The organism is Marinomonas spartinae (genome assembly GCF_900089775.1).
In the GTDB taxonomy this organism is placed as follows: Bacteria; Pseudomonadota; Gammaproteobacteria; order Pseudomonadales; family Marinomonadaceae; genus Marinomonas; species Marinomonas spartinae.
Map to the genome: position 1 here is coordinate 1 of NZ_FLOB01000004.1, position 21,168 is coordinate 21,168.

The following is a 21,168-nucleotide window of genomic DNA, read 5'->3' on the forward strand; positions in this document are numbered from 1 at the left end:
TGCTCGTTTTTCCATTTTCAGTTTCTGTGAGTAATTTCGTAAAGTAACTTTGATTCAGTTACTTACGGCGTTCATTAGAACTTTTTGGAATTGTCTAAACGCGCATGCGCACTATTAAAATGTTATGAGTAATTGAGCATGGAAGAATTAATTAGAAACTCTGAATTTTTTAAAGAAATCTCTGATAGTAGGCTTGATGTTGAAATCTGGGATGATGAATACATCGAAGATGGTTGGGCGTATTGGAATGTTGTCTCTAGAAATTCTGGCGTAGTAAAAAAACTGGCCTACCTCAGAATTAAAGAGAGCACCATTCAAAAAAGATCTTATGACGAACAGGGTGATGATCTATGGAGCGTCGTACAGTGAAACTCATAACAAGTTTAGGCATCCTCGCACTTCGTGCTGGACCTTCTCAAGCTGTCATCTTTTTTGTTCCAAAAAAGTCGCCAGCTTGCTTCGGCCGGTGCTAAAGGCGTTATGTTTCTTAGGAGATTAGATGGAACTTCCCGCTACAATATTCATTGCTATGGGCGCTGTACTGGCAGCTTTCATTTCTGGCATATTTGCCTTCGTCAATCTAGTCACTTCAAAGGATCAAAAGACTTCCGAGTTTAGGCAGATCTGGATCGATAGTTTGCGAGAAGATTTATCAAGATTTATTTCGCTAGTAGACCATATGGCTTCATTGCTAATTTACTATCAGGAAACTTGTCAAAATCATGATGAAATGATGAAAAGGTACGACAAATCGTTACACGACAACCATAACTTGGTGGCTGAAATAAGGGAACTTCATACAAGAATCTTGCTTAGGATTAACCCCAAAGACGATCTTGCTTTAGTCGAAAGCTTAGAAGAGGTTCACAAACTGTTTGACAGTAATGTCATACCTGAATCCAGCATGGAAATAGAAGAAAAAATTAACAAGCTTGTTTATTCCTCACAATTTTTATTAAAAAACGAGTGGCGGAGAGTAAAGCGCGGTGAGCCTGCATACTGGGTTTCCAAATATTTTGCTCTATTAACAATAGTTATTTTTATTGGAGTTTCATTCTGGGTTGTAAATCATTACCAAGAACTGCCAATGAATGTTTTAGATGATAAACATAACAAAACAATGCAGCCGACCGCTAACGCGGCAGCTGATTGAGGCGTTAGATTTCAGTCGTGAGCAATATTGAGTATTTGGAAGTTAAATGGAAATAATATTAATTAGGCATGGAAAACCAACTGGTGCAATTAATCCTAAATTGTCAGCAGCAGGTTTTGAAAATTGGGTTAGCAATTACAATTTATCTAAAATTGAAGAGGGTAGCCTTCCACCCAAAGAACTTGGTGGATCACTGAGCTCGCATTTTATTGTTGGAAGTAATTTGCCACGTTCGATTGATTCCGCATGTTTATGTGTAAATAAAGAGCCTGATTTAAAATTTAAAGAGTTACGAGAAATGGAAATTCCAAGTCATAAATTTCCGTTTGAATTTAAAGCTTATACTTGGCTTATCATTAATCGTATTCTTTGGTTGCTAGGTTTCAGTGGGAAAGTAGAATCTTTTAAAGCCGCAAAGGTTCGAGCTAAAAGTTCAGCTGAAAAGTTGCATGAGTTAGCAGTGCAACATGGAAATATTGCTGTTTTTGGGCATGGATTGATGAATAAATATACGGCTAAAGAATTGAGTAAATTAGGTTGGAGTATCACATCAAAAGGTAAAAAATACTGGGGTGCTACCAAATTAAAAATCTAACAAGTTAATCAACTGGACGTATTACGCTTGTCATCGTTTTTGCAAAAAAAAAACCGTAAAAACAATACCAATCTACACGCCAGTTATTAAGGCGTTAGCCATCAAAGGAATCGTAGAATTGAACCAGCAATTGAAAAATGAATTGCAGTCGATGCAACAGGAAGATCAACGAGTTTTGCAGGAATTAATTGATAGTGGGGAATTGAGAGCCAATGATTACCACCCTAGAATGAAAGCAGTTCATGAAAAGAACAATGCACGCATCAAAGAAATTATCAACCAATATGGTTGGCCGGGTTTTAGTCTAGTCGGCAAAGAAGGTTCAAGTGCTGCCTGGTTAGTAATTCAGCATGCGGTTCTGGATACAGATTTCATGGATAAATGCTTACCCCTATTACAAGATGCAATAAATCGGGGTGAGTCAGAGGGATGGTGCTTGGCATACCTTCAAGATAGGGTTCTTACAATGTCTGGCAAGCCTCAAATATATGGCACCCAGCATGATATTGACGAAAATGGAATTGCCTATCCATTGCCAATTGAAGAGCCTGCAAATGTTGAAACGCTACGCAAGGAAGTAGGGCTTGAGTCACTTTCTGATGCTACGAGACGCATTCAAGAAAGACATAACACAACCGTGGCCAATCGTCGTAAAAATAATGGCTAACAAAGCAAATTCACTCGGACAGCAAAAGAGCCGCTTCGCATTGCTTTTTGATTCCGGTGATTTGCGGCATTAAGTACTTTTATGGAAAGTCAATTTTTATCGTATCGGCAAATTTCAGTTGAGGCACTTCCTCATCTAATCGGGATTATGAATAATTCTGAACATATGAGGTATAGCGTGAACCTTGATTCATATGATAAGTGCGCTTTATATATAAAGAGATTTGCTGAGCAATGGAAAACGTTGGGTTATAGTTGTTGGACGATTACTGAAAAGAAAACCGGCCAGGTAATTGGGTGGGGTGGTATTGTCATCGATGAAGATGACCCACATTGGGGTCCTGAGCTGATTTACTATATCGCCCCAGAGAAAAGTGGATTAGGTTATGCCAGTGAGTTAGCGAATTTTGCTACGAGCTATGCTACGAATGTAATTGGGCTCAGCAAAATCGTTGCTTTTGCACACCCTGAAAACGTAGCATCAAACAAAATTTTAGAACGAGTTGGTTTCAAGTTAGTTCGATATCTTGATGATATGTCTAGGAACCTCTACGAGTTCAATGCTGGTACTTAATAAACCGTTGCACGGGACTCGTAGGCAAGCCCGTGAGCAGGAATGTTAGCCGTACGGAGTCAGTTAATATGAATTTGGATACTTCAGAAAAGCAAAAGCTATTAGAACCATGGTTGTCGGTTATCGGCTTGCTTACAGTCATGTGGACTCCAATAGAACGGAAAATTGATGAATGTGTATTTCTTCTTTCATCTTCAACAGGAAATGGTAAAAAGCGACTTAGCCTAAATCGAAAACTTGATTACATTAAACAGTGCTTGCCTCAGGCAATGGTCTGTAACCTTGATATAGATGAAATTATTCAACTCACAAAGGGAACCGCTCAGGTACGAGATGTGTGTGTTCATGGTGTAATAGACAGTTATGGCGATAACAAAATGGTTATCGGGAAAGTACAAGGTATATCGGACGACTTTCACATAGAAATGTTTACATATGACCAAGCAAGACTTTTCTCTGCTGGTAATAATCTGAATGTTTTGTATGAAATATGGGAAAAGGTTTATACGGACTTGAGTGCAAGCGTTGGTTCTTGACAGCACTTGTTAACTGGTGCTATTAATGGCACCAAATCGTTGGCTAGGTGATCACTATGCAAGTGAAATTTTCCGAGGATGTCATTCCTCTCTCAGACCTGAAGATCAATCCCGGAAAGGTGGTTGGTCGAGCTCAGGATACGCATCGCCCAATCCTGCTTACCAGTCGTGGTCGCGGTGTAGCTGTTGTTCTGGGGCTTGAGGATTATGAGAAAACCGCAGAGGAATTGCGGTTTGTAAAGGCGGTGGCGCAGGGACTTATGGATGTTCGCGAGGGCAATACGGTATCGCTGGAGGACGCCAAGAAAACGTTGGGCATTAAGTAGATGGAATTACGCATCGCACAGTCCGCTCTTGAGGACTTACAGGCAATTCAGGAGTATTACAGAGAGCAGGATGTGCCACATATCGGTGATGATTTCGTGGCTGCTATCTTGGAGCATTGTGGAATGCTTCAAATCTACCCTGATGCTGGTCGAGTTGTTCCGGAGTTCAACCTGGATCATATTCGCGAATTGGTTCACGCGCCATTTCGGGTTGTCTACCTCAGGCAGATTAAAGAGCTTGTGCTCATACGAGTCTGGCGAAGTGAGAGACAGCTCGAATTGCCAGAAAACGAAACATAACTAGGCCATGCACCGGATGCCAAAACCTCCGCTTCGCTGCGGCTTTGTCACTGGTGATGGCGAGCGTTATGTAACAATGAAAAATCGAGCATGGAAATATTTACGGATAGACTGAAAATGACTCAAATTGCGGACAACGATTGGGAATTATTTGAGTCTTTATATCGTGATCCTGCTGTTATTAGCTTATGTTTCGATGAACCATCGGCTTTTGAAATAAAAGAAAAATTTGAATCAAGGCTTCCTATGTGGTCTAAAACTTCAGAAAATTGGCTATGCCTTACAATGACTGTACGGGAAACTGGTGAAAAAATTGGAATCACCGGCTTTCAACTTATCGATGGCGTTGCAAACGTTGGGTATTTAATTCTCCCTCAATACCATGGTCTTGGGTTTGGTACAGAATCATTGAAGGCATTAATCAACTGGGCTTCCAATGAACAAGCTATTACGGAATTTAGTGCAGTAGTCACAGAGGGCAATGTTGGTTCAGAGAAAGTACTTGTCAAATGTGGTTTTTTTCTCAAAACCGTAGTACCGAATGCCTACGAAATTGGTGGGAAACTGTATGCTGATCATATTTATTGCATCGAAAATATTGTTACATAACAAACGCATCAAGACGGATTTGCAACGTATGGCTGTTTTGGTTTGATTTTGCTTTTGTGTTTACGGTGCAATAATTTAGTGTCGAGGTAGCGTTGCTCACCACCTAAGCGGGCGTTATATTTTCATTGCAGTAGGGAGAATCTGTGGAAATTAAGATATCTGAGTTGATTGCACTATTTAGTCTTATTGTCGCTTTTCTAGCTTATAGACATGCGGTTAAATCTTCCCTTTCAACAGCTAAGCAGATGCAAAGAATATCTGAAGATCATTTGCAACTCACTTCCAATGTTGCACTAACGGAATCCAGCCAAAAATACGTTAGGCTGTTGAGTAAAGTGAATGGTGAATTCGAAAAAATTGTTAAGTCGCTATCTTATCCTGCGTTAAAGGCCAGTACAGAAATAGGTGAGACTCTAGACAGATATGATAATTCAAGCATTGGACACCCATACCTTCGGCATTGTTTCCACAATGCAATAACGGTAGTAAGGGAGGCTTATGATCATGAACTAACTTATCAAACCGGACTTAATCTCACTAGTAGGGTTAGATCTCTCAAGTTTATAAAAGACGATGTATCTCATTACGAAAACACTCAACCTGAAAAATCTATTTTCTCTTTTCTGAAGAAGGAGAGAGCCCCTAGTACACCTGAAGAGTATATAAACTTATCAACAGTATTCTGGGATAGTGTTAAAGAGATTTATACAAGAATACCTAGTAATAAAGAGGCTGAGGTTTTTAAAGATACATTAAGTGTATTGAAAGAATATATACAGTTACATGAAAGCAAGCGCGAGATATTGGAAAATCTTGAAAGTGAACTGGAGCAGGCAATCAAAGAAAACTCTCTTGAAATGTTTGAAATTCGTGACATTCCCAACCTTGGGCAGAAGTTCTATCGAGTAAAAGGGGATATTGGTCGTTTTCGAGAGCTTTATTCCCCCGATTTTCATGGTATAGAATCGGCGCCAGTGACTGATGGGATATCATATTCAATCTATGCGGGAAGTATCGCGTTTATAGCATCTCAACACTTTATGTGGGGAAAAATATAACAATCGCGTCAATTGGGACTGGTTCTCCGATGGCGCTACAAACCATCCCATTACGCGGGCGTTAGAAATGCCAACATCACCTTAAACGCAGAAAAATCATTATGCTAAGGCTCTACGCAATCAAGTCATTACCATAGATTAGGAAGATGAAGTTACACGAATACGTTTTTTAAAAAAAAGTTAACGCATTAAGGTTTTGGTTAGGTTGATAACAGTCAGTTAGAAAGGATAATGTCTGGCTCTTTCATCCGTTAACGTTGCCTGCTATGCGCCTTGATAAATTTGTTTGTAAAAGTACCGAGCTAACCCGAAAGGAAGCGATTCAATGTATTCACTCTGGTGAGTTGAGTGTTAACGGCGAAGTGACGATGAATGAAGCGGTTCAGGTCCATGAAAACAATACCGTACTGTTGCATGGCGCTAGGCTGAAAGCACGGGACTTTCGTTATATCTTGATGCATAAACCAGCGGGTACGGTGTGTTCCAATATCGATGAAGTTTACCCGTCTTTGTTCAATTATTTAGAGATTGATAAGGTCTCAGAACTTCATATAGCAGGGCGCTTGGATGCGGATACGACGGGCTTGGTTCTGATCACGGATGATGGGCGTTGGTCTTTTCATATTACTCTACCGAGCAGTGATTGCCGCAAAGTCTATCGAGTTCAATTGTCCCAAGCCATTCCTGCAGAACGGAGTAGCGACCTTGTCACTCAGTTTAAACAAGGCTTACAACTGCAAGGTGAGCTGGGGTTAACTCGTCCTTCCAAATTAGACATTATTACTCCAAAAGAAGTACTGTTAACCATCACCGAAGGCAAGTTTCATCAGGTAAAACGTATGTTCGCTGCCGTAGGGAATCGTGTGGTTGGCTTGCATCGTGAACAAATCGGCGAAGTTTGCCTTGACCTAGATGTTGGGCAATGGCGTTATTTATCTAAGAATGAAGTAGAGTCTTTCAACAATAATTAGAATTCATGGAGGTTAGCTTATGACTACAAAGCGCATATTATTTACTGGTGGATCGGGAAAAGCAGGAAAGCATGTTATCCCCTACCTTCTCGAACAGGGCCATCGAGTGCTGAATGTAGACTTGGTGCCTTTGGATCATCCAGGAGTGGATAATTTGATTGCTGATATTACGGACTCTGGGCAAATGTTCAATGCATTGAGCGCTTATGCGGGATTTGATGAGCTGGACCCCGGTCTCGGTGTGCCAAAATTTGATGCCGTCGTGCATTTCGCCGCTATCCCACGTATTTTAATTCACCCTGATAATGAAACTTTTCGGGTTAACACCATGGGGACTTATAACGTCATCGAAGCCGCCGTGAAGTTGGGTATTAAAAAAGTGGTGATTGCTTCGTCAGAAACAACCTATGGTCTTTGCTTTTCGGATGGTCAAACCGACCCGCATTATTTGCCGTTAGAGGAGGATTATGATGTTGATCCTATGGACAGTTATGGGTTGTCTAAGGTGGTGAATGAGAAAACGGCTCGTAGCTTCCAGAGCCGTTCAGGTTTTGATATTTACGCACTGCGCATTGGTAATGTGATTGAGCCCCATGAATACGCGGAACTGTTTCCGCATTATTTTAAACACCCTGAAGTGCGCCGCCGAAACGCGTTTTGCTATATAGATGCTCGCGACCTCGGGCAAATTGTGGATTTGTGTTTGCAAAAAGACGGCTTAGGTTTTCAGGTGTTTAATGCGGGTAATGATCATAATGGGGCGATTATCCCAACAAAAGAGTTAGCCGAACGATTTTTTCCTGGCGTGCCATTCACTCGAGAAATGGGAGAGCACGAAGCCTTGTTTTCGAATCGTAAAATTCGCGATGTGCTGGGGTTTAAAGAACAGCATAATTGGCGTCAATACGTGAGTGTGCCCGAAGAGTAGAACGGGTAGGACAAAGCATGGCGTCTATTGCTAGACACCGTGCCTTGAAGAAGGTCAGCCTGAATAATAAGGTTAGGCAAAGCGCTTTTCTAAATAGCGAATAATCTCAGAGGATTCGTACATCCATTCTACCGTTCCCTCTTTTTCAATACGTAAGCATGGCACTTTCACTTTACCGCCTCCTTCAAGTAATTCTTGACGGTGCTTTGAGCCTTCTGGGGCATTGCGCTTTTCGATAGGGAGGTTCAACTTGTACATCGCTCTGCGGGTTTTAGTACAAAATGGGCAGGCCGCGAACTGATAGAGCGCAAAGTGTTTTAATTCATCACTCACTTCTTGTTGCTGTTCGGGCGGACGTTTTTTCTTAGCGCCTCGGGTAACAAGGTCAAGGGCAATAATGATGTAGCCCAATAGATTACGGATTAAGTTGATAACTATTTTCATGGAGATGACTCGCTTGTTGTCTGATCAATATGGAAGGCTAAATTTTGGCCATTCTAGCGGTAAAGTGGTGATTATTTAAGTGCTAGAAGCAAATGTTTTTAAGTCTTCACATTATTTGTGTCATGATGGCTAGGTCTCACACTGAGGCTTTAAATTTATTGGAGTACATACATGAATAATAAAATTATTGGACTGATTTTGATTGTTGCTGGTGCTGCTTTAGCGGTATGGGGGTATAACATTTATGATGCTGCCACCTCTCAAGTGGCTCGTGCATTAAGTGGTGATACGCCGATGAAGGCGTGGGCAGGTATGGTTGGTGGCGCCATCTGTATTTTATTTGGTCTGTCTAGAATGCGTTGAAAAAGCATTCGATAATGCGAGGGTAGGATTAGAATAGAAATGTAACCCTTAATATCCGCTTGATGTGTGTTTGTCTATAAAATATAGCAGGGGGAATGTGTGAAATTTATTTTTATTTTGCTGGTATGTTTTGTCAGTTGGTTGCCAGCACTTTCGTTAGCAGATGATAGTCGTGTACAGCAGGCCTTTGAGTCTCATCAGAGTGACCTTCAAGTGGAGGGGACGGGGCGAGTGGTGCGTATACTGAAAGACGATACCAAAGGGATAAAACACCAACGCTTCATTCTGAAACTTCCCAGTGGTCAGACTCTGTTAGTAGCACATAACATTGATTTAGCCCCCAAAATTATGGATTTGAAAAAGGGCGATACGGTTGAGTTCTATGGTGAATATGAATGGAATCGCAAAGGTGGCGTACTGCATTGGACCCATCGCGACCCTCATCATCGTCATGTGAATGGTTGGCTTAAGCACAATGGCCGTACTTATCAGTAGTGAATTGATTAGGGTTTATAGACGTTCCCTTATTATCTCCTTATTTTATAAGTTTTAGGTGGTTTCAGACGGCTCTTTTTTTCTGTAACAATATAGAGGAATACTTGGAGTGAAGCTGATAATGGTCAGTGAATTTTGTATTGGTTCGCTGTATGTTTGTAAGGCTCACCGCTGATTGATCGCTTGGTTGATCAGTATTCTAAAGAGGAGGTAATAACATGACAGACATTGATATTGGTATTAATAGAGAAAATAGATCCGAAATTTCAGAAGGACTAAAGTGCCTATTAGCGGATTCTTATACTTTGTACCTTCAAACCCATAATTTTCACTGGAATGTTACTGGCCCTCAGTTCCGTGAACTGCACCTAATGTTTGAAGAGCAATATCAAGAGCTAGCGTTAGCGGTGGATGATATTGCGGAACGGATTCGTACCCTGGATGTTGTTGCTCCAGGCACATACAAAGCCTTCGCTGAATTAAGTTCTGTGAAAGAAGTTGATGGCATACCGAGCTCATCGGATATGGTGAAATTGTTAACTAAGGGTCATGAGCAGGTGGTGAAAACTGCGCGTAAGGTCTTAAAAGTCGCACAAGAAGCGGATGATGAATCCTCTGCATCATTGGTGTCCGATCGTATGCGATCGCACGAAAAAACAGCGTGGATGCTAAGAGCGACCCAAGCTTAATCTCTATAGCACTTCTAAATTTACACTCAAAGCCAGCGACTTGTTTTTCGCTGGCTTTTTTGTGTGAATAGAATGGGTTAAGTGACAAATATCGAAGTATTGTCTGAAAAGCACGCCGAGAAAGTGCTTGCCTATTATCAAGAGAGTTAAGCGCCTTTGTCCCCTGGAGCTAATTCTAGGAGATGGTTATTTTACTTTGCCAAATTAGCTTGAAGTTACACGGGCTAGCGAAGAGGCGTTTGTATTAGGGCGAGAATATAAAATGGTGGATAAAGGAAATATGGAGTTAAGAAGCGCTAAGTTATCCGATGTCGATCTCTTATTACCTCTGTTTCACGACTACAGACAACTTTCTGTCAGCTTGGATAGTACGGCGGGCCTTGAGGAATCTAAAAAGTGGATAACAGATTGTTTGACTAATAATGATGCGACGTTTTTACTGGCAATAAAGGAGGGTCAGCTATTCGGCTTTGCGACCTTGTATAAAGGGTTTAGCTCGGTGTCTTTGCAAAAATATTGGATCTTGAATGATTTGTATGTGACAAGCGATGCCCGTGGTTTAGGGGTAGGTACTTTGTTGATGGCTAAAGTGGACGACTATGCGGTGCAGACGCATTCCAAAGGCGTTGAGCTAGAAACATCGCTTGATAATCGTGTCGCTCAATCGTTATACGAAAAATTGGGGTATCTCGAAAACACTCAGTACAAGCGCTATTTTAAAAAAGTGAGAAAGGATTAGTTTCTCACTTTTTCTATAGAGAGGTTAGGATTATTGCTGAACAGTGGTTTTAAACACTTTTCCTTCCACATTAATAAATTGTAAATAGGCTGGTTGCGTTGCACTGACTTCGATGCCTTTTGGCAGAGCCAATGACCAAGTGGCTTTTGAGCCTAGTTGGCAGCGTACTGCGAAAGCCATGGCTTTACAGCTAGACCAAGGAGCAAATGGGTTTTTAATGGTCACGATGTTTGGGTCTTTTAATTGAGTTGCTTGATAAGAGGTTAGTATCGTGCCATTTTGGACTAAATTTACTTGTGTAATATAAGCACCTTGTGTATCTGGCCCCGTATTAATGTAGGTGTTCACATCCAGATGACTGTCTTTGAGTGTTGCTTGGAATAGGGTTATTGTATGGTGGGCACTGTCAATGCGTTTACCCAGTGGGGTAACAATAGCACCATAATTATAACCGTAGAAGCCGACAGTAAACAGAATAGATAAACTCCCCATCACAATTGAGAACTTTTTCAATTGGTCGATAGACAATGGCAAAGGGCCACTGGTTAACCAGCAAGCCCAGCTTCTATTCTCGATATGCTTCTGAAAGAGCTGATCAACCGCGTATTTACCACCACCAGTAATGAGAGTAACGGATGCGGTGGCAAAGCCAAGAGCAGCCATTGTCCATTCATCTAGACATGTGGTGCCCATCCAGCCAAAAATGATCATTAGAGTACAAGCTAAGCCAATGCTAATGAATGACATGAGTCGTGTTGCAAAACCAATAATTAATCCGATACCAACGACAAGCTCGACCAGTGTGAAGAAGATGATTGCGGTATGAAGTAGAGTGCCATGGGCCAGTAACCAATGCATCACCCCCGTCAGGTCAAAGGCTACACCAGGAGCGGCATGAACCAGTTTATTCGCTAAATAAGCATGGGATGTTGGGTCTAATTTTACTGGGTCATAAATCAAACGGCGGCTGGCACCGCCCCAATATATCCAACCGGAGACGAGTCGAATAGCAAGTGCCATGACACCTGCTATTTGCCAAAATATGGGAGATAGCAACATATTGCTATCATTTTTTTCTTGATTAACTTGCATTAAAAGACTCCATTTATAAGAAGTTATCATTTGATCGAATAGGATAAAGGCTGTTGAACTGTATTTTTTAATAGTTCTTAATAATTAAGATCAAAATAAGCACTATAAAAACAGTGATATTGTTTGTGGTTTACTGCTTTTACGAGTGGTTCGGCTTAGTTATCTAAATATATAGCTAATTGATATTAAGTTATTCTAAAATATTCTTTAATCAGGGTGAGGTCAATATGAAGTTTTTAATTTTTCTTGGCTCGGTAAGGGACAGTACACCTCCACGACCTGCTCGCTTGGGTGAGCGTGTGGCGAAATCGTGTATTGCTTGTTTTAAAACACATTTTCCTGAGCATGAAATCGAGTTAGTTGATGCGCTGGATTATGCGTTAGAGCCTGTTTTTAAACCGCATTTTTCTTATTCAAAGAGCAAAGTCCCGAAGCAGTTAGAAGAATTGGCTCAGAAGATAGAATGGGCGGATGGCTATGTCATGGTGAGCCCAGAATATAACCATTCAATGAGCCCGGCACTTGCCAACTTACTTAATCATTTTGGTAGTTCTTTGTTCTCTTATAAGCCCAGTGCCATTGTGACTTATTCAGCGGGTCAGTGGGGCGGTATGCGTGCGGCCATTGGTATGCGAACTTTTCTTTCTGAACTGGGCTGTTTGCCGGTTTCTTCAATGATCCATGTACCACAAGCACAGGAGGTTTTTGAGGAAGATGGTGAGACAAAGGACGCTGTTAATCGATCAGCGTGGTTTGGCTACTTTGCTCGTACGTTTCAACAATTAGTATGGTGGGCACAAGCAACGGCGGATCATCGAGCACAAGTCGATCCTCATAAGATGATTGAGAGCTTTTTGGCTGATCCCTCACAACGGAATGCGCCTTAATGGCTTTATAGCGAGAGGTGTTTTAAATGAAAAAGTTGGCTTTTTTGGTAACGGGTGCATCAAAAGGAATTGGCTTTGCTATAGCCAAGAGATTAGCTGATGACGGCCATCATGTTATTGGTTTGGCTCGGCACATTAAAGACATAGACTTTCCGGGAACACTATTGGCCTGTGATTTAACAGACGTTACGCAGGTAGAACATGTTTTGTACAAGATAGATCAAGAATTTCAGATCATCGGTATTGTGAATAATGTGGGCATTGCCATACCACAGTCTTTAGAGTCGGTGGACCTATCAGCGTTAGAAAAGGTCTTTGATTTGAATGTTAGAAGCGCCGTTCAGGTAACTCAGTTTTTTATAGAGCAAATGAAGTGGGGAAAATTTGGTCGCATTGTGAATGTTTGCAGCCGAGCAATCTATGGTTCTCGAAATAGAACTGCGTATTCAGCAGCAAAAAGTGCCTTGGTTGGTTGCACTCAAACATGGGCGCTAGAGTTCGCAGAGTATGGTATCACAGTGAATGCTGTCGCACCTGGTCCGACTGAGACTGAGCTATTTCGTCAGGCACATTCTGTCGGTAGTGCCTCTGAAATGGCGGCGATTTCCAGTATTCCAATGCGTCGGCTTGGCCAGCCGAAAGAAGTGGCTTCTGTCGTTTGCTTTCTTTTATCAGAAGAGGCGAGTTTTATTACGGGACAAGTTCTTGCGGTGGACGGTGGAGGAAGTCTAGGTGGCAGATGAAATGTGCTTATTCTGAGGAAGCCCCGTCTCTTTATAGCTGAGGGTAATGGCTTGGGTGTAATCTTCTTTACATTACTCTTTGTATTTTAACGTTTTATTAGAAGGAAATAGATTATGTCATCTTCAACATCTGCTGGTCCTTTACGTCGCTTGCGTCGCCTTCGGGGGACACAAGCCATGCGTGACTTGGTTAAAGAGCATGATTTTTCTCTCAATGATCTGATTTATCCTCTTTTTATCGAAGAGAGCATTGATAAAGCCATTCCACTTACTAAGTTGCCAGGCATAGAACGTTTGCCAGAAAGCGCTTTGGCTCAAGAAACAAAAGACTTGTTTGCTTTAGGCATCCGCTATGTGATGCCGTTTGGTATTAGTCATAAAAAAGATGCGATAGGCAGTGATACTTGGGATGATGGCGGCTTACTGGCGCGGATGATTTTGACCATAAAAGAAGCGTGTCCTGAGATGATTGTGATTCCAGATATTTGCTTTTGCGAATACACAGATCACGGTCATTGTGGTGTGGTGCATCATGGTGATGTGGATAACGATGAAAGCGTCAAAAACTTAGTGAAGCAATGCATTACGGCAGCTAGGGCAGGAGCTGATATGTTAGCGCCTTCGGCTATGATGGACGGTCAAGTGTTGGCCATTCGCCAAGGTCTGGACGACGCTGGCTTTAAGCAAGTGGGCATTTTGGCCCATTCCGCGAAATTTGCATCGTCTTTTTACGGACCGTTTCGTGAAGCGGTTGAAAGTGAATTGAATGGTGATAGAAAGTCATACCAATTGGATTGCGCTAATGGTCGTCAGGCGTTGCAAGAAGCCTTACTGGATGAGCAAGAAGGCGCGGACGTTCTGATGGTGAAACCAGGAACCCCTTATTTGGATGTTTTAGCCAATTTACGCCGAGAAACACATCTTCCATTGGCCGCTTATCAAGTGGGTGGTGAATACGCGGGTATTAAGTTTGCTGCGTTAGCGGGTGCGCTGGATGAGCAGCAAACGGTATTTGAAACCCTAGTGGGCTTTAAGCGAGCCGGGGCGGAGTTTATTGTTAGCTACTATGCTAAACAGGTTGCACAATGGCTGGCAACGGATCGACTTGTAAAATAGAGGAAAGCGATGAGTTCCCAGTCTATAACCGTCAGTTTGGCACAAATTCCTGTTGTTAAAGGCGCGGTTGATGAAAACCTTACAACACACCTTTTCGCTATCGCTAGGTCTGCGGCGATCGGTGCAGATTTGGTGGTGTTTCCTGAATTATCACTGACAGGATATGAGCTAGAGTTGGCTGCTGGTCTTGCTTTCCATGCTCATGCACCGGAGTTTGCTGTGTTATCTAAAGCGTCTATCGAGAACAATATTATTGTGATCGCAGGCTGCCCTTGCGCGGTGGAAAAGGATAAGCCAGCCATCGGTGCTGTGATTTGTTTTCCTGATGGTCGGATTGAGCATTACGCTAAGCAGTATTTGCACGATGGAGAAGATCAATATTGTTCTATTGGCACTAAGGATTATGTGTTCTTAGTTGGGAATTATCGAGTGGCCTTAGGGATTTGTGCGGATTTTTCGGATGCTCGTCACCCTGCGAGGGCGGCTGAAAAATTGGCGGATCTGTATGTCGCTAGTGCATTGATTTCAGAATCAGGCTATGAAGCGGATGCTAAGATTTTGTCTCACATTGCGGCTCAGTATCAGATGCCTGTTATGCTCTCAAATCATATTTCTCAAACGGGTGGTTGGCAGACATTTGGTCACAATGCCGCTTGGGATTCGTCTGGTCAGCTGGCTGTTTCATCTCATAGTAAAGAAGCTTGTTTGCTTTTGTGTACGCTTAATACGAGTGAGATAACAGGCTATGTTATCGCCTAATAAAGAAAGTGTACAAAATACAAAAGATGTTTTGTTTCTAATCCTGACTCTATTTGAGTATGGATTGTTAAGTGAATTTTTCTGTTAGAGGTTGAGTCAAGCCAAGAACAAACGCTCAATCAATGATCTGTTCTTGGCTTAGCTGTCTGCTATTTTTTAAAATAGTAGCGAGCGATGATTTCTTTTTGTTGACCCCATTCATCGGCAATACCGATACCAATACCCACAATTTCCCCTTGGGCTTCTGGCGGATGTTTCTTCATTTTTATATTGAAACTGGCCAGTTTTGGGCTTTTTTCGTTCGCTAGTAGAGTTAAATGGGGCTGGAAGTTTTGGAAAACGTTCGGGCTGCCATAGCGTTGGAACGCAGCAAGCTTGTTAGGGTAGTTTTTTACCCAGCCTGGTAGAGGCGCATGCTTATCTCGCAATGGTTCAATAGCGAGGGTCACTTCGTCTGCAAGACGTTGAAGTTTGCTTGAGTCATCTAGATTGATAAAGGCCCAGTTGCCTTTCGTGACCGTCAGTCCATTCGCTTTAATCGGAAAAGGGCGATACTGTGTGGCTATCTGCTTAACGGCTTTTTCGATAGCGGATTTCGCATCTTTTGGAAAATTGGTCAGGTAGAGTGTGGCATGTACAGGCATGCCTTTTTCGTAAAAGGTGGTGATGCCTCCTTTTTTCAAGGTGTCACTGGTGTGCTTGACTAGTTCTGTAATGGGTTTAGAGGGGATTGCAAAGACATCCATACTGATGCTGTCTGCGAAAGCGCTGGTGGATAAGCTGACGGCCCCGATCAGAGCGATGTGTCCCAGTGCTCGTTTCATAATGTGCTTGTTTTTAAACATGTCGATTCCTTGTAGTGAATAGATAGGCGCCAATCTTGGGACGGTGCAAATAAGCTGTCTAAGCTCCTATACTACCTACATGGATGTAGGTCATTGAGGTAGTGCCGGAGCAACTGCCGAGGCAAGAGGGCTTGTTCGTACCTTCCCTTCATGGAATGAAGAACGCTTTTTATTAGTAAACACTATTATGATGAAGACTGGATGACGTTAGCAAACAGTAATGCCATTATTCTTAAAGACAACCCTCTTTTGATAAGTCATCAAAAGAGGGTTGCGTAGAGAGGGAAGTTTAAATCACGTTAGGCGGGCGCATTGTTTTTGGCGTAGGTCTTATTCCCCATGACAAACAAGGCCAGAAAAATAACGAGACCAATGAGTTGTAACCAAAGTGAGAAATGCGGCCAAAGCATTAGAATAGAGGCAATAAGTGCTAATACTCTAGTGGGAATCGACAGCCTGTCTTCCAAATAGCCTTCCATCGCAGCAACGAGAGCGTACATGCCGAAGATAGCAAAGATCGTTAGCCTGATGAGTGTTTCTGTATCGCCGCCAATTAATGGAGTATAGGCCATCAAAAGCGGCACGATATACAAACCTTTCGCTAGTTTCCAAGCGGTTATCCCCGTCCGCATAGGCGGTGTTTTGGCAATGGCTGCGGCGGCAAAGGCGGTCAAACAGACAGGTGGCGTGACATTACTGTCTTGTGATAACCAGAAAATGATCATGTGAGCCGTTAACAGCGTCATTGCGACGGTATTGGCACCGAGTGCTTGATCCATCAGCATGCCCTTAAAGTCTGCAGGGACTTGCGCTAATAACGCAGAGGCTTGATCCATCGGCATGCCTTCAGTCAGTTTGCTGATCGATGTCGGATCCACCAGCATAAAGACCGCATGGGCGGCTTGCGGTAAGGTGCCGTTGCTCATCATTTCTAATAGCTGGCTTTGGGCGATCAAGTTAAAGATAGCGGGCGCAGACAGTGTGCCCAGTACAATATAGGATGCGGTAACGGGTAAGCCCATCCCTAGTACTAAAGACGCGATGGCGACTAATATGATGGTTAATAACAAGCTACCACCAGCCCAGTCTGAGATGAGGAGAGAGAAGGTATTACCGACACCTGTGGTGCTAATGACGTTGACCACCAAGCCAATGCCTATTAGTAATACGGCCGTTGTAGACATGTTTTTGGCACCTTGTGCCATGGCATCAAGAATACGTATTGGCCCCATGCGGTGTGTTTTGGATAACCAAGAGGCGGCAATCACCGCAAGAATGCCCAACCCTGCAGCGTAGGTCGGTGTATAGCCTTTTATTAACAGGGCGACTAATACGCCAAGGGGAACGATATGATGCCAGCCTTCTTTAAACACTTGGGATACAGGTATACCAACGTCTGAGGTGCTGGTTACTTTGCTACGTTTAGCTTCAACTCGCACGAAAAAGCCCACTGATAAAAAGTAGAGTAGGGCAGGAATGGCAGCAACACCAATAATGGTGACATAGGGCACTTGAGTGTAAGAGGCCATAATAAAGGCACCTGCTCCCATCACTGGAGGCATCAGCTGTCCACCTGTCGAGGCGGCGGCTTCGATGCCCGCAGCAAAGCGTGCAGGAAAGCCCGCCTTTCGCATCAAAGGAATGGTGATGACGCCAGTGGAGACAGTATTGGCAACAGAGGAGCCCGATACCGAGCCCATTAGACCAGAGCCTAATACCGCCACAAAGCCAGGGCCGCCAATCATTTTACTAGCCAAAGAGCGAGATAGATCGATAATGAAGTCTCCAGCCCCTGATTTGACAAGAAAGGCACCGAACAGGATAAACATAAAGACGAAGCTCCATGATATCCGCGAGATTGGGCCAAACATGCCATCGGCACTAAAGAAACTGCGATATAATAGCGTTTCAACGCTGAGTCCTGGAAACGAAAAAGGGCCTCCCAGCCATTTACCCCACCAAACGACATAGGTGAGAGCGACCAGAATTAATAAAGGAATAAACCAGCCGCTGGTACGTCGAATGAGCTCTAATACCATCAATATTGAAATACTAGAAACGATCCAGTCGCCCGTATCGAAGGTAACTCCTCGGGCGTAAAGGGCATCTTCAAAAAACACGATATAGAGCACCATGCCAATCAAGGCCAGTACCATCAAGGTGTCGAAAAAAAGAGCCAGCTTGCTATCTCGCCATTTGGGGCGAGCGGGCACTAATAAGGCACACAAGGCACCAAAACCAGCAAAATGAAAGGAAGATACCCAGAGTTCAGGTAGGGTACCTATGGTGTTGATGTACACGTGCGCTACGGCGAGAAAAATGCTTAACGTAAAAACAACACGATTAAGCCAATGGCCTGAACGGTGTTGGGTTTCAAAATCGTCTAAATTGATTTCATTGTCAGGTGATGAGGGGGTTGGTGAGCTGGCGTTAGAGGAAACAGACATAAAACAGTTACCTTTGTTGCAAACAGAATCTGGTCTTTGTTTAGCATTCTTCCATTTATGCTTATAAAAGATTGTAGGGGGCTCTCTGGTAAATACACACTGCCTAACTTAGACAGTGTGTATTTGTCATTTTGCTCTGGCTCTAGCGCCAAGGCGCTTACTAATCCGCAATGAGTTCAGCCGGGATCTTAATGCCTTGCTCACGATAGTAGCGAGCAGCTCCTGGATGTAATGGAACTGGTAAGCCTGCAATGGCTTTCTCTATCGCCATGACCTTGGTCGCTTTATGGATGGCGCTAAGATAAGCTAAATTTTCATACAAGGCTTTGGTTAGATTGTAGATATCCTCTTCCGATACATCCGCTCGTGTTGCCAAAAAGTTAGGTTGAGCAATGGTCTTGATCGGTTTGCTTTGGCTTGGGTAGGTGTTTGCTGGAATGATGTAGCGCGTCCATAAGTTATAGTGCCCATTGGCTTCTTTCATCTGTTTGTCAGTGAAATCAAGCACGGTCACTTTATCACCCACAGAGGCAAATAGACGGGTGACGGCGCTTACTGGCACACCCGCCGGGGTGTTCATGCCATCAATGTTGCCATTTTGGATGGCATCCGCACTGGAGCCATAGCCCATATATGCCAGACTGAATTTATCTGGATCGATACCAAGCCCTTTTAAAAGTTGACGGCCAGACCCTTCTGTACCGGAGTTTTTGCTACCAATCGAAAACTTATGATTGGTATTTTCAAGGCTTTTTAAATCGCTAACCGTACCTGTTTTGGTTAGGTTGCTTCTTAGAACAAAATGCTCAACGTTCTGCCACAGCATCGTGACTGAGCGAAGTTCTTTTTGTTTGCCGATTTTTTTGTATGGACCTTCACCGTTCCATGCCCAAGCACCATATAAGCCTTGTAAAATACCAAACTGAGCTTGGTTTTCTCCCATCAGCTTGATGTTTTCACCTGAGCCAGCGGAACTGATAGCGGACAAGGAAAAGTGAAATTTGGGTTCGAGTTTCACTTTACTCAACGTGGCAATTGCCACGCCGACAGGGTAATAAGTTCCGCCCGTTGATGCTGTGGCAAGTATGTAGTCTTTGTTGGCCGCAGCGGCGTTCATGGCACCGAAGGTGAGCGTAGCGAGAGCGGACGCTGTTAATAGGGCTTTTGATGCGAAGGCTAATTTCATCTTATTATTCTCCAATTAAAGCGTTGAATCGATTAATCTATTACTAATTTTATGGAAGGTAGCCAAATTAGTAACCTGTTTTATTTGTTGGTTTTTTTGCGTATTGTTTTCGATTTCTTTAAAGAGGGTATGACGTTTGTTGGTTAAAAATCAAGATATAAATGTAGTGATGTTTGATTTGGGGAATGTTCTTGTGGATCTTGGTAGTATCGAGCAGATGTATACTATGCTGAATACTCAAGGGGACATAACAGAGGTGTGGTTAAAATGGCTGAAATCTCCAGCCGTTGCGGCGTTTGATTCTGGTGAAATTTCTTTCGATGAGTTTGCCGAGCGGCTCCCTACAGAAGTCGGTACGGAAATGGATAAAGAGGCTTTTAAGGCGTGTTTTAAAGCGTGGCCTAAGCAATTGTTCGATGGGGCACTTGCTCTGGTTGATTCGGTTAAGCCACATTATCACAGGGCAATTTTATCGAATACGAATGCAGCCCATTGGCCAAGGCTGATGAATGAGATGGGGTTAGCTGGGCATTTTCATAGCTATTTTGCTTCTCACTTGATTGGCAAAGTGAAGCCTGAGCCTAGTCTTTATCAGCATGTTTTAAATGCGTTACAAGTCCCGCCTGAAAGCATAATATTTGTGGATGATAATCAGATAAACGTTGATGCCGCGAATGCTTTAGGTATACAAGCACATTTAGCTCGAGGCGTTGAAGAGGCGAAATCGATTTTGAGTTTCTATAATGTATTATTGAAGCAATAAATATTATGCTATTGACAGTCTAAGCACATCTCTTCCCTTTATTTCTGGAGCAAGTCGTCTGGTGTAGGGTAAAATAATAACTTTAATTGGGTGTTTTTATGCGAACTTTTGATGGACGATCTTCTGGTATTTATTCTCGTTCTCGACCGACGTACCCTGCGGAATTGTACTATTGGTTATCTCAACAGGTTAAGGCTACAGATGTAGTCTGGGATTCGGCCTGCGGCACTGGGCAAGCCGCTATTGATCTTGCTGCGTATTTTAATCGTGTGGAGGCCTCGGATATCAGTGAGTCGCAAATTGCTGAGGCCACCCCTCATCGTAAAGTCAATTATCAGGTATTTCCTTCTGAAAAAACCCATTATCCGGATAACTATTTTGATGCGATTTGTGTTGGTCATGCTCTGCATTGGTTTCATCTTGAGGCATTCTGGCAAGAAGTGAAGAGGGTAATGAAACCCGGTGGATTATTCGTTTGTTGGGGATATAACTGGCTCCGAGTCGGAGAGCAGGAAGATGAAGTGATTGCTCAGCATGTGCTGCCTCATCTTACTTCTTATTGGCCACAAGAAAGTCGTTTACTTTGGGATCAGTATAAAGACATTCGTTTCCCCTATGAGCCCATCGAAACCCCTTCGTTTGATTTACAGTGTAATTGGACCATGTCTCAAACCATGGATTTTATGCGCACTTGGACGGCATCACAATTACGTATTCAAGACAAAGGCGATGATTTCTTGGTGGAGGCTAACCAGATTCTATCCACCGTCTGGCAAAACCCAACCCAAAAGAAACGTATCACCTTGCCTTTCTTTGTTAAAGCGGGAAAAATTAAATAACGGGCAAATCTATATAACCTAATTGAGACAGCCTTTAAGTTTTTG

General features: G+C 43.0%; 27 protein-coding genes. 22 read left to right on the plus strand and 5 right to left on the minus strand.

Translation table 11 applies throughout. The features are described 5' to 3' along the window. Nucleotides 1–138: 138 nt before the first annotated feature. The 12 genes from MSP8886_RS09980 to MSP8886_RS10035 all read left to right on the plus strand — a co-directional run bounded on the left by MSP8886_RS09980 (nucleotide 139) and on the right by MSP8886_RS10035 (nucleotide 7,716). Complete coding sequence (locus tag MSP8886_RS09980) at nucleotides 139–369, plus strand: hypothetical protein (RefSeq protein WP_083200899.1); 231 nt, start codon at nucleotides 139–141, stop codon at nucleotides 367–369. A gap of 130 nt (nucleotides 370–499) precedes the next feature. Beyond that, nucleotides 500–1,153: a hypothetical protein gene (locus MSP8886_RS09985; RefSeq protein ID WP_067015883.1), complete on the plus strand. Its 654-nt coding sequence runs from the start codon at nucleotides 500–502 to the stop codon at nucleotides 1,151–1,153. A 46-nt stretch (nucleotides 1,154–1,199) separates the two neighbouring features. Next, nucleotides 1,200–1,748: a hypothetical protein gene (locus MSP8886_RS09990; RefSeq protein ID WP_067015886.1), complete on the plus strand. Its 549-nt coding sequence runs from the start codon at nucleotides 1,200–1,202 to the stop codon at nucleotides 1,746–1,748. Between the two features lie 118 nt (nucleotides 1,749–1,866). Further along, a complete protein-coding gene (locus MSP8886_RS09995) occupies nucleotides 1,867–2,415 on the plus strand; it encodes a DUF6624 domain-containing protein (RefSeq protein ID WP_067015889.1) in 549 nt (182 codons plus the stop codon). An 81-nt stretch (nucleotides 2,416–2,496) separates the two neighbouring features. Then, nucleotides 2,497–2,988: a GNAT family N-acetyltransferase gene (locus tag MSP8886_RS10000; protein WP_067015892.1), complete on the plus strand. Its 492-nt coding sequence runs from the start codon at nucleotides 2,497–2,499 to the stop codon at nucleotides 2,986–2,988. A gap of 68 nt (nucleotides 2,989–3,056) precedes the next feature. Beyond that, nucleotides 3,057–3,524: a hypothetical protein gene (locus MSP8886_RS10005; RefSeq protein WP_067015895.1), complete on the plus strand. Its 468-nt coding sequence runs from the start codon at nucleotides 3,057–3,059 to the stop codon at nucleotides 3,522–3,524. A 56-nt stretch (nucleotides 3,525–3,580) separates the two neighbouring features. Then, a complete protein-coding gene (locus MSP8886_RS10010) occupies nucleotides 3,581–3,850 on the plus strand; it encodes a type II toxin-antitoxin system Phd/YefM family antitoxin (RefSeq protein ID WP_067015912.1) in 270 nt (89 codons plus the stop codon). Beyond that, entirely contained in the window at nucleotides 3,851–4,150 is a 300-nt protein-coding gene (locus MSP8886_RS10015) for a type II toxin-antitoxin system RelE/ParE family toxin (protein ID WP_067015915.1), read from the plus strand. A 117-nt stretch (nucleotides 4,151–4,267) separates the two neighbouring features. Continuing rightward, entirely contained in the window at nucleotides 4,268–4,759 is a 492-nt protein-coding gene (locus MSP8886_RS10020) for a GNAT family N-acetyltransferase (RefSeq protein WP_217491128.1), read from the plus strand. Between the two features lie 143 nt (nucleotides 4,760–4,902). Further along, nucleotides 4,903–5,817, plus strand: coding sequence for a hypothetical protein (locus tag MSP8886_RS10025; RefSeq protein ID WP_067015921.1), 915 nt, complete (start codon nucleotides 4,903–4,905; stop codon nucleotides 5,815–5,817). 266 nt (nucleotides 5,818–6,083) lie between these two features. Continuing rightward, nucleotides 6,084–6,788: a pseudouridine synthase gene (locus tag MSP8886_RS10030; RefSeq protein WP_067016606.1), complete on the plus strand. Its 705-nt coding sequence runs from the start codon at nucleotides 6,084–6,086 to the stop codon at nucleotides 6,786–6,788. A gap of 19 nt (nucleotides 6,789–6,807) precedes the next feature. Beyond that, entirely contained in the window at nucleotides 6,808–7,716 is a 909-nt protein-coding gene (locus MSP8886_RS10035; RefSeq protein ID WP_067015924.1) for an NAD-dependent epimerase/dehydratase family protein, read from the plus strand. A gap of 72 nt (nucleotides 7,717–7,788) precedes the next feature. On the opposite strand, the gene MSP8886_RS10040 is transcribed toward MSP8886_RS10035, so the two are convergent. Further along, nucleotides 7,789–8,160 (minus strand): glutathione S-transferase N-terminal domain-containing protein, encoded by a 372-nt coding sequence (locus MSP8886_RS10040; protein WP_067015927.1) that lies wholly within the window; start codon nucleotides 8,158–8,160, stop codon nucleotides 7,789–7,791. 171 nt (nucleotides 8,161–8,331) lie between these two features. Here MSP8886_RS10040 and MSP8886_RS10045 point away from each other — a divergent pair, with 171 nt between their 5' ends. The 4 genes from MSP8886_RS10045 (at nucleotide 8,332) to MSP8886_RS10060 (ending at nucleotide 10,446) form a co-directional block, all read left to right on the plus strand. Further along, nucleotides 8,332–8,523, plus strand: a complete 192-nt coding sequence (locus MSP8886_RS10045) for a DUF3185 family protein (protein WP_067015930.1) — start codon at nucleotides 8,332–8,334, stop codon at nucleotides 8,521–8,523. A gap of 99 nt (nucleotides 8,524–8,622) precedes the next feature. Continuing rightward, entirely contained in the window at nucleotides 8,623–9,018 is a 396-nt protein-coding gene (locus MSP8886_RS10050; RefSeq protein ID WP_067015933.1) for a DUF3465 domain-containing protein, read from the plus strand. A 218-nt stretch (nucleotides 9,019–9,236) separates the two neighbouring features. Beyond that, entirely contained in the window at nucleotides 9,237–9,707 is a 471-nt protein-coding gene (locus MSP8886_RS10055) for a Dps family protein (RefSeq protein ID WP_067015936.1), read from the plus strand. 280 nt (nucleotides 9,708–9,987) lie between these two features. Beyond that, entirely contained in the window at nucleotides 9,988–10,446 is a 459-nt protein-coding gene (locus MSP8886_RS10060) for a GNAT family N-acetyltransferase (RefSeq protein WP_083200923.1), read from the plus strand. A 30-nt stretch (nucleotides 10,447–10,476) separates the two neighbouring features. On the opposite strand, the gene MSP8886_RS10065 is transcribed toward MSP8886_RS10060, so the two are convergent. After that, the gene (locus MSP8886_RS10065) at nucleotides 10,477–11,538 is read right to left on the minus strand and encodes a TQO small subunit DoxD (protein WP_067015942.1); all 1,062 of its coding nucleotides are present in this window, start codon (nucleotides 11,536–11,538) and stop codon (nucleotides 10,477–10,479) included. Between the two features lie 227 nt (nucleotides 11,539–11,765). Between MSP8886_RS10065 and MSP8886_RS10070 the strand changes: the two genes are divergently transcribed. The 4 genes from MSP8886_RS10070 to MSP8886_RS10085 all read left to right on the plus strand — a co-directional run bounded on the left by MSP8886_RS10070 (nucleotide 11,766) and on the right by MSP8886_RS10085 (nucleotide 15,043). Further along, a complete protein-coding gene (locus MSP8886_RS10070; protein WP_067015945.1) occupies nucleotides 11,766–12,425 on the plus strand; it encodes an NADPH-dependent FMN reductase in 660 nt (219 codons plus the stop codon). A 26-nt stretch (nucleotides 12,426–12,451) separates the two neighbouring features. Then, nucleotides 12,452–13,168 (plus strand): SDR family oxidoreductase, encoded by a 717-nt coding sequence (locus MSP8886_RS10075; protein ID WP_067015948.1) that lies wholly within the window; start codon nucleotides 12,452–12,454, stop codon nucleotides 13,166–13,168. Nucleotides 13,169–13,282: 114 nt separating this feature from the next. Beyond that, nucleotides 13,283–14,284, plus strand: a complete 1,002-nt coding sequence (gene hemB, locus MSP8886_RS10080; protein ID WP_067015951.1) for a porphobilinogen synthase — start codon at nucleotides 13,283–13,285, stop codon at nucleotides 14,282–14,284. 9 nt (nucleotides 14,285–14,293) lie between these two features. Continuing rightward, nucleotides 14,294–15,043 (plus strand): carbon-nitrogen hydrolase family protein, encoded by a 750-nt coding sequence (locus MSP8886_RS10085; protein WP_067015954.1) that lies wholly within the window; start codon nucleotides 14,294–14,296, stop codon nucleotides 15,041–15,043. Between the two features lie 149 nt (nucleotides 15,044–15,192). Here MSP8886_RS10085 and MSP8886_RS10090 read toward each other — a convergent pair whose 3' ends face one another. The 3 genes from MSP8886_RS10090 to MSP8886_RS10100 all read right to left on the minus strand — a co-directional run bounded on the left by MSP8886_RS10090 (nucleotide 15,193) and on the right by MSP8886_RS10100 (nucleotide 19,521). Beyond that, nucleotides 15,193–15,888 carry a 2'-5' RNA ligase family protein gene (locus MSP8886_RS10090; RefSeq protein WP_067015957.1) on the minus strand — a complete coding sequence of 232 codons (696 nt, stop codon included), beginning with the start codon at nucleotides 15,886–15,888 and terminating at the stop codon, nucleotides 15,193–15,195. A 299-nt stretch (nucleotides 15,889–16,187) separates the two neighbouring features. Then, a complete protein-coding gene (locus tag MSP8886_RS10095) occupies nucleotides 16,188–18,335 on the minus strand; it encodes a TRAP transporter permease (protein WP_067015960.1) in 2,148 nt (715 codons plus the stop codon). Between the two features lie 160 nt (nucleotides 18,336–18,495). Then, complete coding sequence (locus tag MSP8886_RS10100) at nucleotides 18,496–19,521, minus strand: TAXI family TRAP transporter solute-binding subunit (RefSeq protein WP_067015963.1); 1,026 nt, start codon at nucleotides 19,519–19,521, stop codon at nucleotides 18,496–18,498. A gap of 136 nt (nucleotides 19,522–19,657) precedes the next feature. Here MSP8886_RS10100 and MSP8886_RS10105 point away from each other — a divergent pair, with 136 nt between their 5' ends. Both MSP8886_RS10105 and MSP8886_RS10110 read left to right on the plus strand, forming a co-directional pair. Then, a complete protein-coding gene (locus MSP8886_RS10105; RefSeq protein ID WP_245659072.1) occupies nucleotides 19,658–20,284 on the plus strand; it encodes an HAD family hydrolase in 627 nt (208 codons plus the stop codon). Between the two features lie 98 nt (nucleotides 20,285–20,382). Next, complete coding sequence (locus MSP8886_RS10110) at nucleotides 20,383–21,123, plus strand: class I SAM-dependent methyltransferase (RefSeq protein WP_067015966.1); 741 nt, start codon at nucleotides 20,383–20,385, stop codon at nucleotides 21,121–21,123. Nucleotides 21,124–21,168 lie beyond the last annotated feature (45 nt).

What these genes read in the sequence shown, in the direction of transcription:
- MSP8886_RS09980 (WP_083200899.1), top strand. Translation starts at nt 139, where the DNA reads ATGGAAGAATTAATTAGAAACTCTGAATTTTTTAAAGAAATCTCTGAT.
- MSP8886_RS09985 (WP_067015883.1), top strand. Translation starts at nt 500, where the DNA reads ATGGAACTTCCCGCTACAATATTCATTGCTATGGGCGCTGTACTGGCA.
- MSP8886_RS09990 (WP_067015886.1), top strand. Translation starts at nt 1,200, where the DNA reads ATGGAAATAATATTAATTAGGCATGGAAAACCAACTGGTGCAATTAAT.
- MSP8886_RS10000 (WP_067015892.1), top strand. Translation starts at nt 2,497, where the DNA reads ATGGAAAGTCAATTTTTATCGTATCGGCAAATTTCAGTTGAGGCACTT.
- MSP8886_RS10005 (WP_067015895.1), top strand. Translation starts at nt 3,057, where the DNA reads ATGAATTTGGATACTTCAGAAAAGCAAAAGCTATTAGAACCATGGTTG.
- MSP8886_RS10010 (WP_067015912.1), top strand. Translation starts at nt 3,581, where the DNA reads ATGCAAGTGAAATTTTCCGAGGATGTCATTCCTCTCTCAGACCTGAAG.
- MSP8886_RS10015 (WP_067015915.1), top strand. Translation starts at nt 3,851, where the DNA reads ATGGAATTACGCATCGCACAGTCCGCTCTTGAGGACTTACAGGCAATT.
- MSP8886_RS10020 (WP_217491128.1), top strand. Translation starts at nt 4,268, where the DNA reads ATGACTCAAATTGCGGACAACGATTGGGAATTATTTGAGTCTTTATAT.
- MSP8886_RS10030 (WP_067016606.1), top strand. Translation starts at nt 6,084, where the DNA reads ATGCGCCTTGATAAATTTGTTTGTAAAAGTACCGAGCTAACCCGAAAG.
- MSP8886_RS10035 (WP_067015924.1), top strand. Translation starts at nt 6,808, where the DNA reads ATGACTACAAAGCGCATATTATTTACTGGTGGATCGGGAAAAGCAGGA.
- MSP8886_RS10040 (WP_067015927.1), bottom strand. Translation starts at nt 8,160, where the DNA reads ATGAAAATAGTTATCAACTTAATCCGTAATCTATTGGGCTACATCATT.
- MSP8886_RS10045 (WP_067015930.1), top strand. Translation starts at nt 8,332, where the DNA reads ATGAATAATAAAATTATTGGACTGATTTTGATTGTTGCTGGTGCTGCT.
- MSP8886_RS10055 (WP_067015936.1), top strand. Translation starts at nt 9,237, where the DNA reads ATGACAGACATTGATATTGGTATTAATAGAGAAAATAGATCCGAAATT.
- MSP8886_RS10060 (WP_083200923.1), top strand. Translation starts at nt 9,988, where the DNA reads ATGGAGTTAAGAAGCGCTAAGTTATCCGATGTCGATCTCTTATTACCT.
- MSP8886_RS10065 (WP_067015942.1), bottom strand. Translation starts at nt 11,538, where the DNA reads ATGCAAGTTAATCAAGAAAAAAATGATAGCAATATGTTGCTATCTCCC.
- MSP8886_RS10070 (WP_067015945.1), top strand. Translation starts at nt 11,766, where the DNA reads ATGAAGTTTTTAATTTTTCTTGGCTCGGTAAGGGACAGTACACCTCCA.
- MSP8886_RS10075 (WP_067015948.1), top strand. Translation starts at nt 12,452, where the DNA reads ATGAAAAAGTTGGCTTTTTTGGTAACGGGTGCATCAAAAGGAATTGGC.
- hemB (WP_067015951.1), top strand. Translation starts at nt 13,283, where the DNA reads ATGTCATCTTCAACATCTGCTGGTCCTTTACGTCGCTTGCGTCGCCTT.
- MSP8886_RS10085 (WP_067015954.1), top strand. Translation starts at nt 14,294, where the DNA reads ATGAGTTCCCAGTCTATAACCGTCAGTTTGGCACAAATTCCTGTTGTT.
- MSP8886_RS10090 (WP_067015957.1), bottom strand. Translation starts at nt 15,888, where the DNA reads ATGTTTAAAAACAAGCACATTATGAAACGAGCACTGGGACACATCGCT.
- MSP8886_RS10095 (WP_067015960.1), bottom strand. Translation starts at nt 18,335, where the DNA reads ATGTCTGTTTCCTCTAACGCCAGCTCACCAACCCCCTCATCACCTGAC.
- MSP8886_RS10100 (WP_067015963.1), bottom strand. Translation starts at nt 19,521, where the DNA reads ATGAAATTAGCCTTCGCATCAAAAGCCCTATTAACAGCGTCCGCTCTC.
- MSP8886_RS10110 (WP_067015966.1), top strand. Translation starts at nt 20,383, where the DNA reads ATGCGAACTTTTGATGGACGATCTTCTGGTATTTATTCTCGTTCTCGA.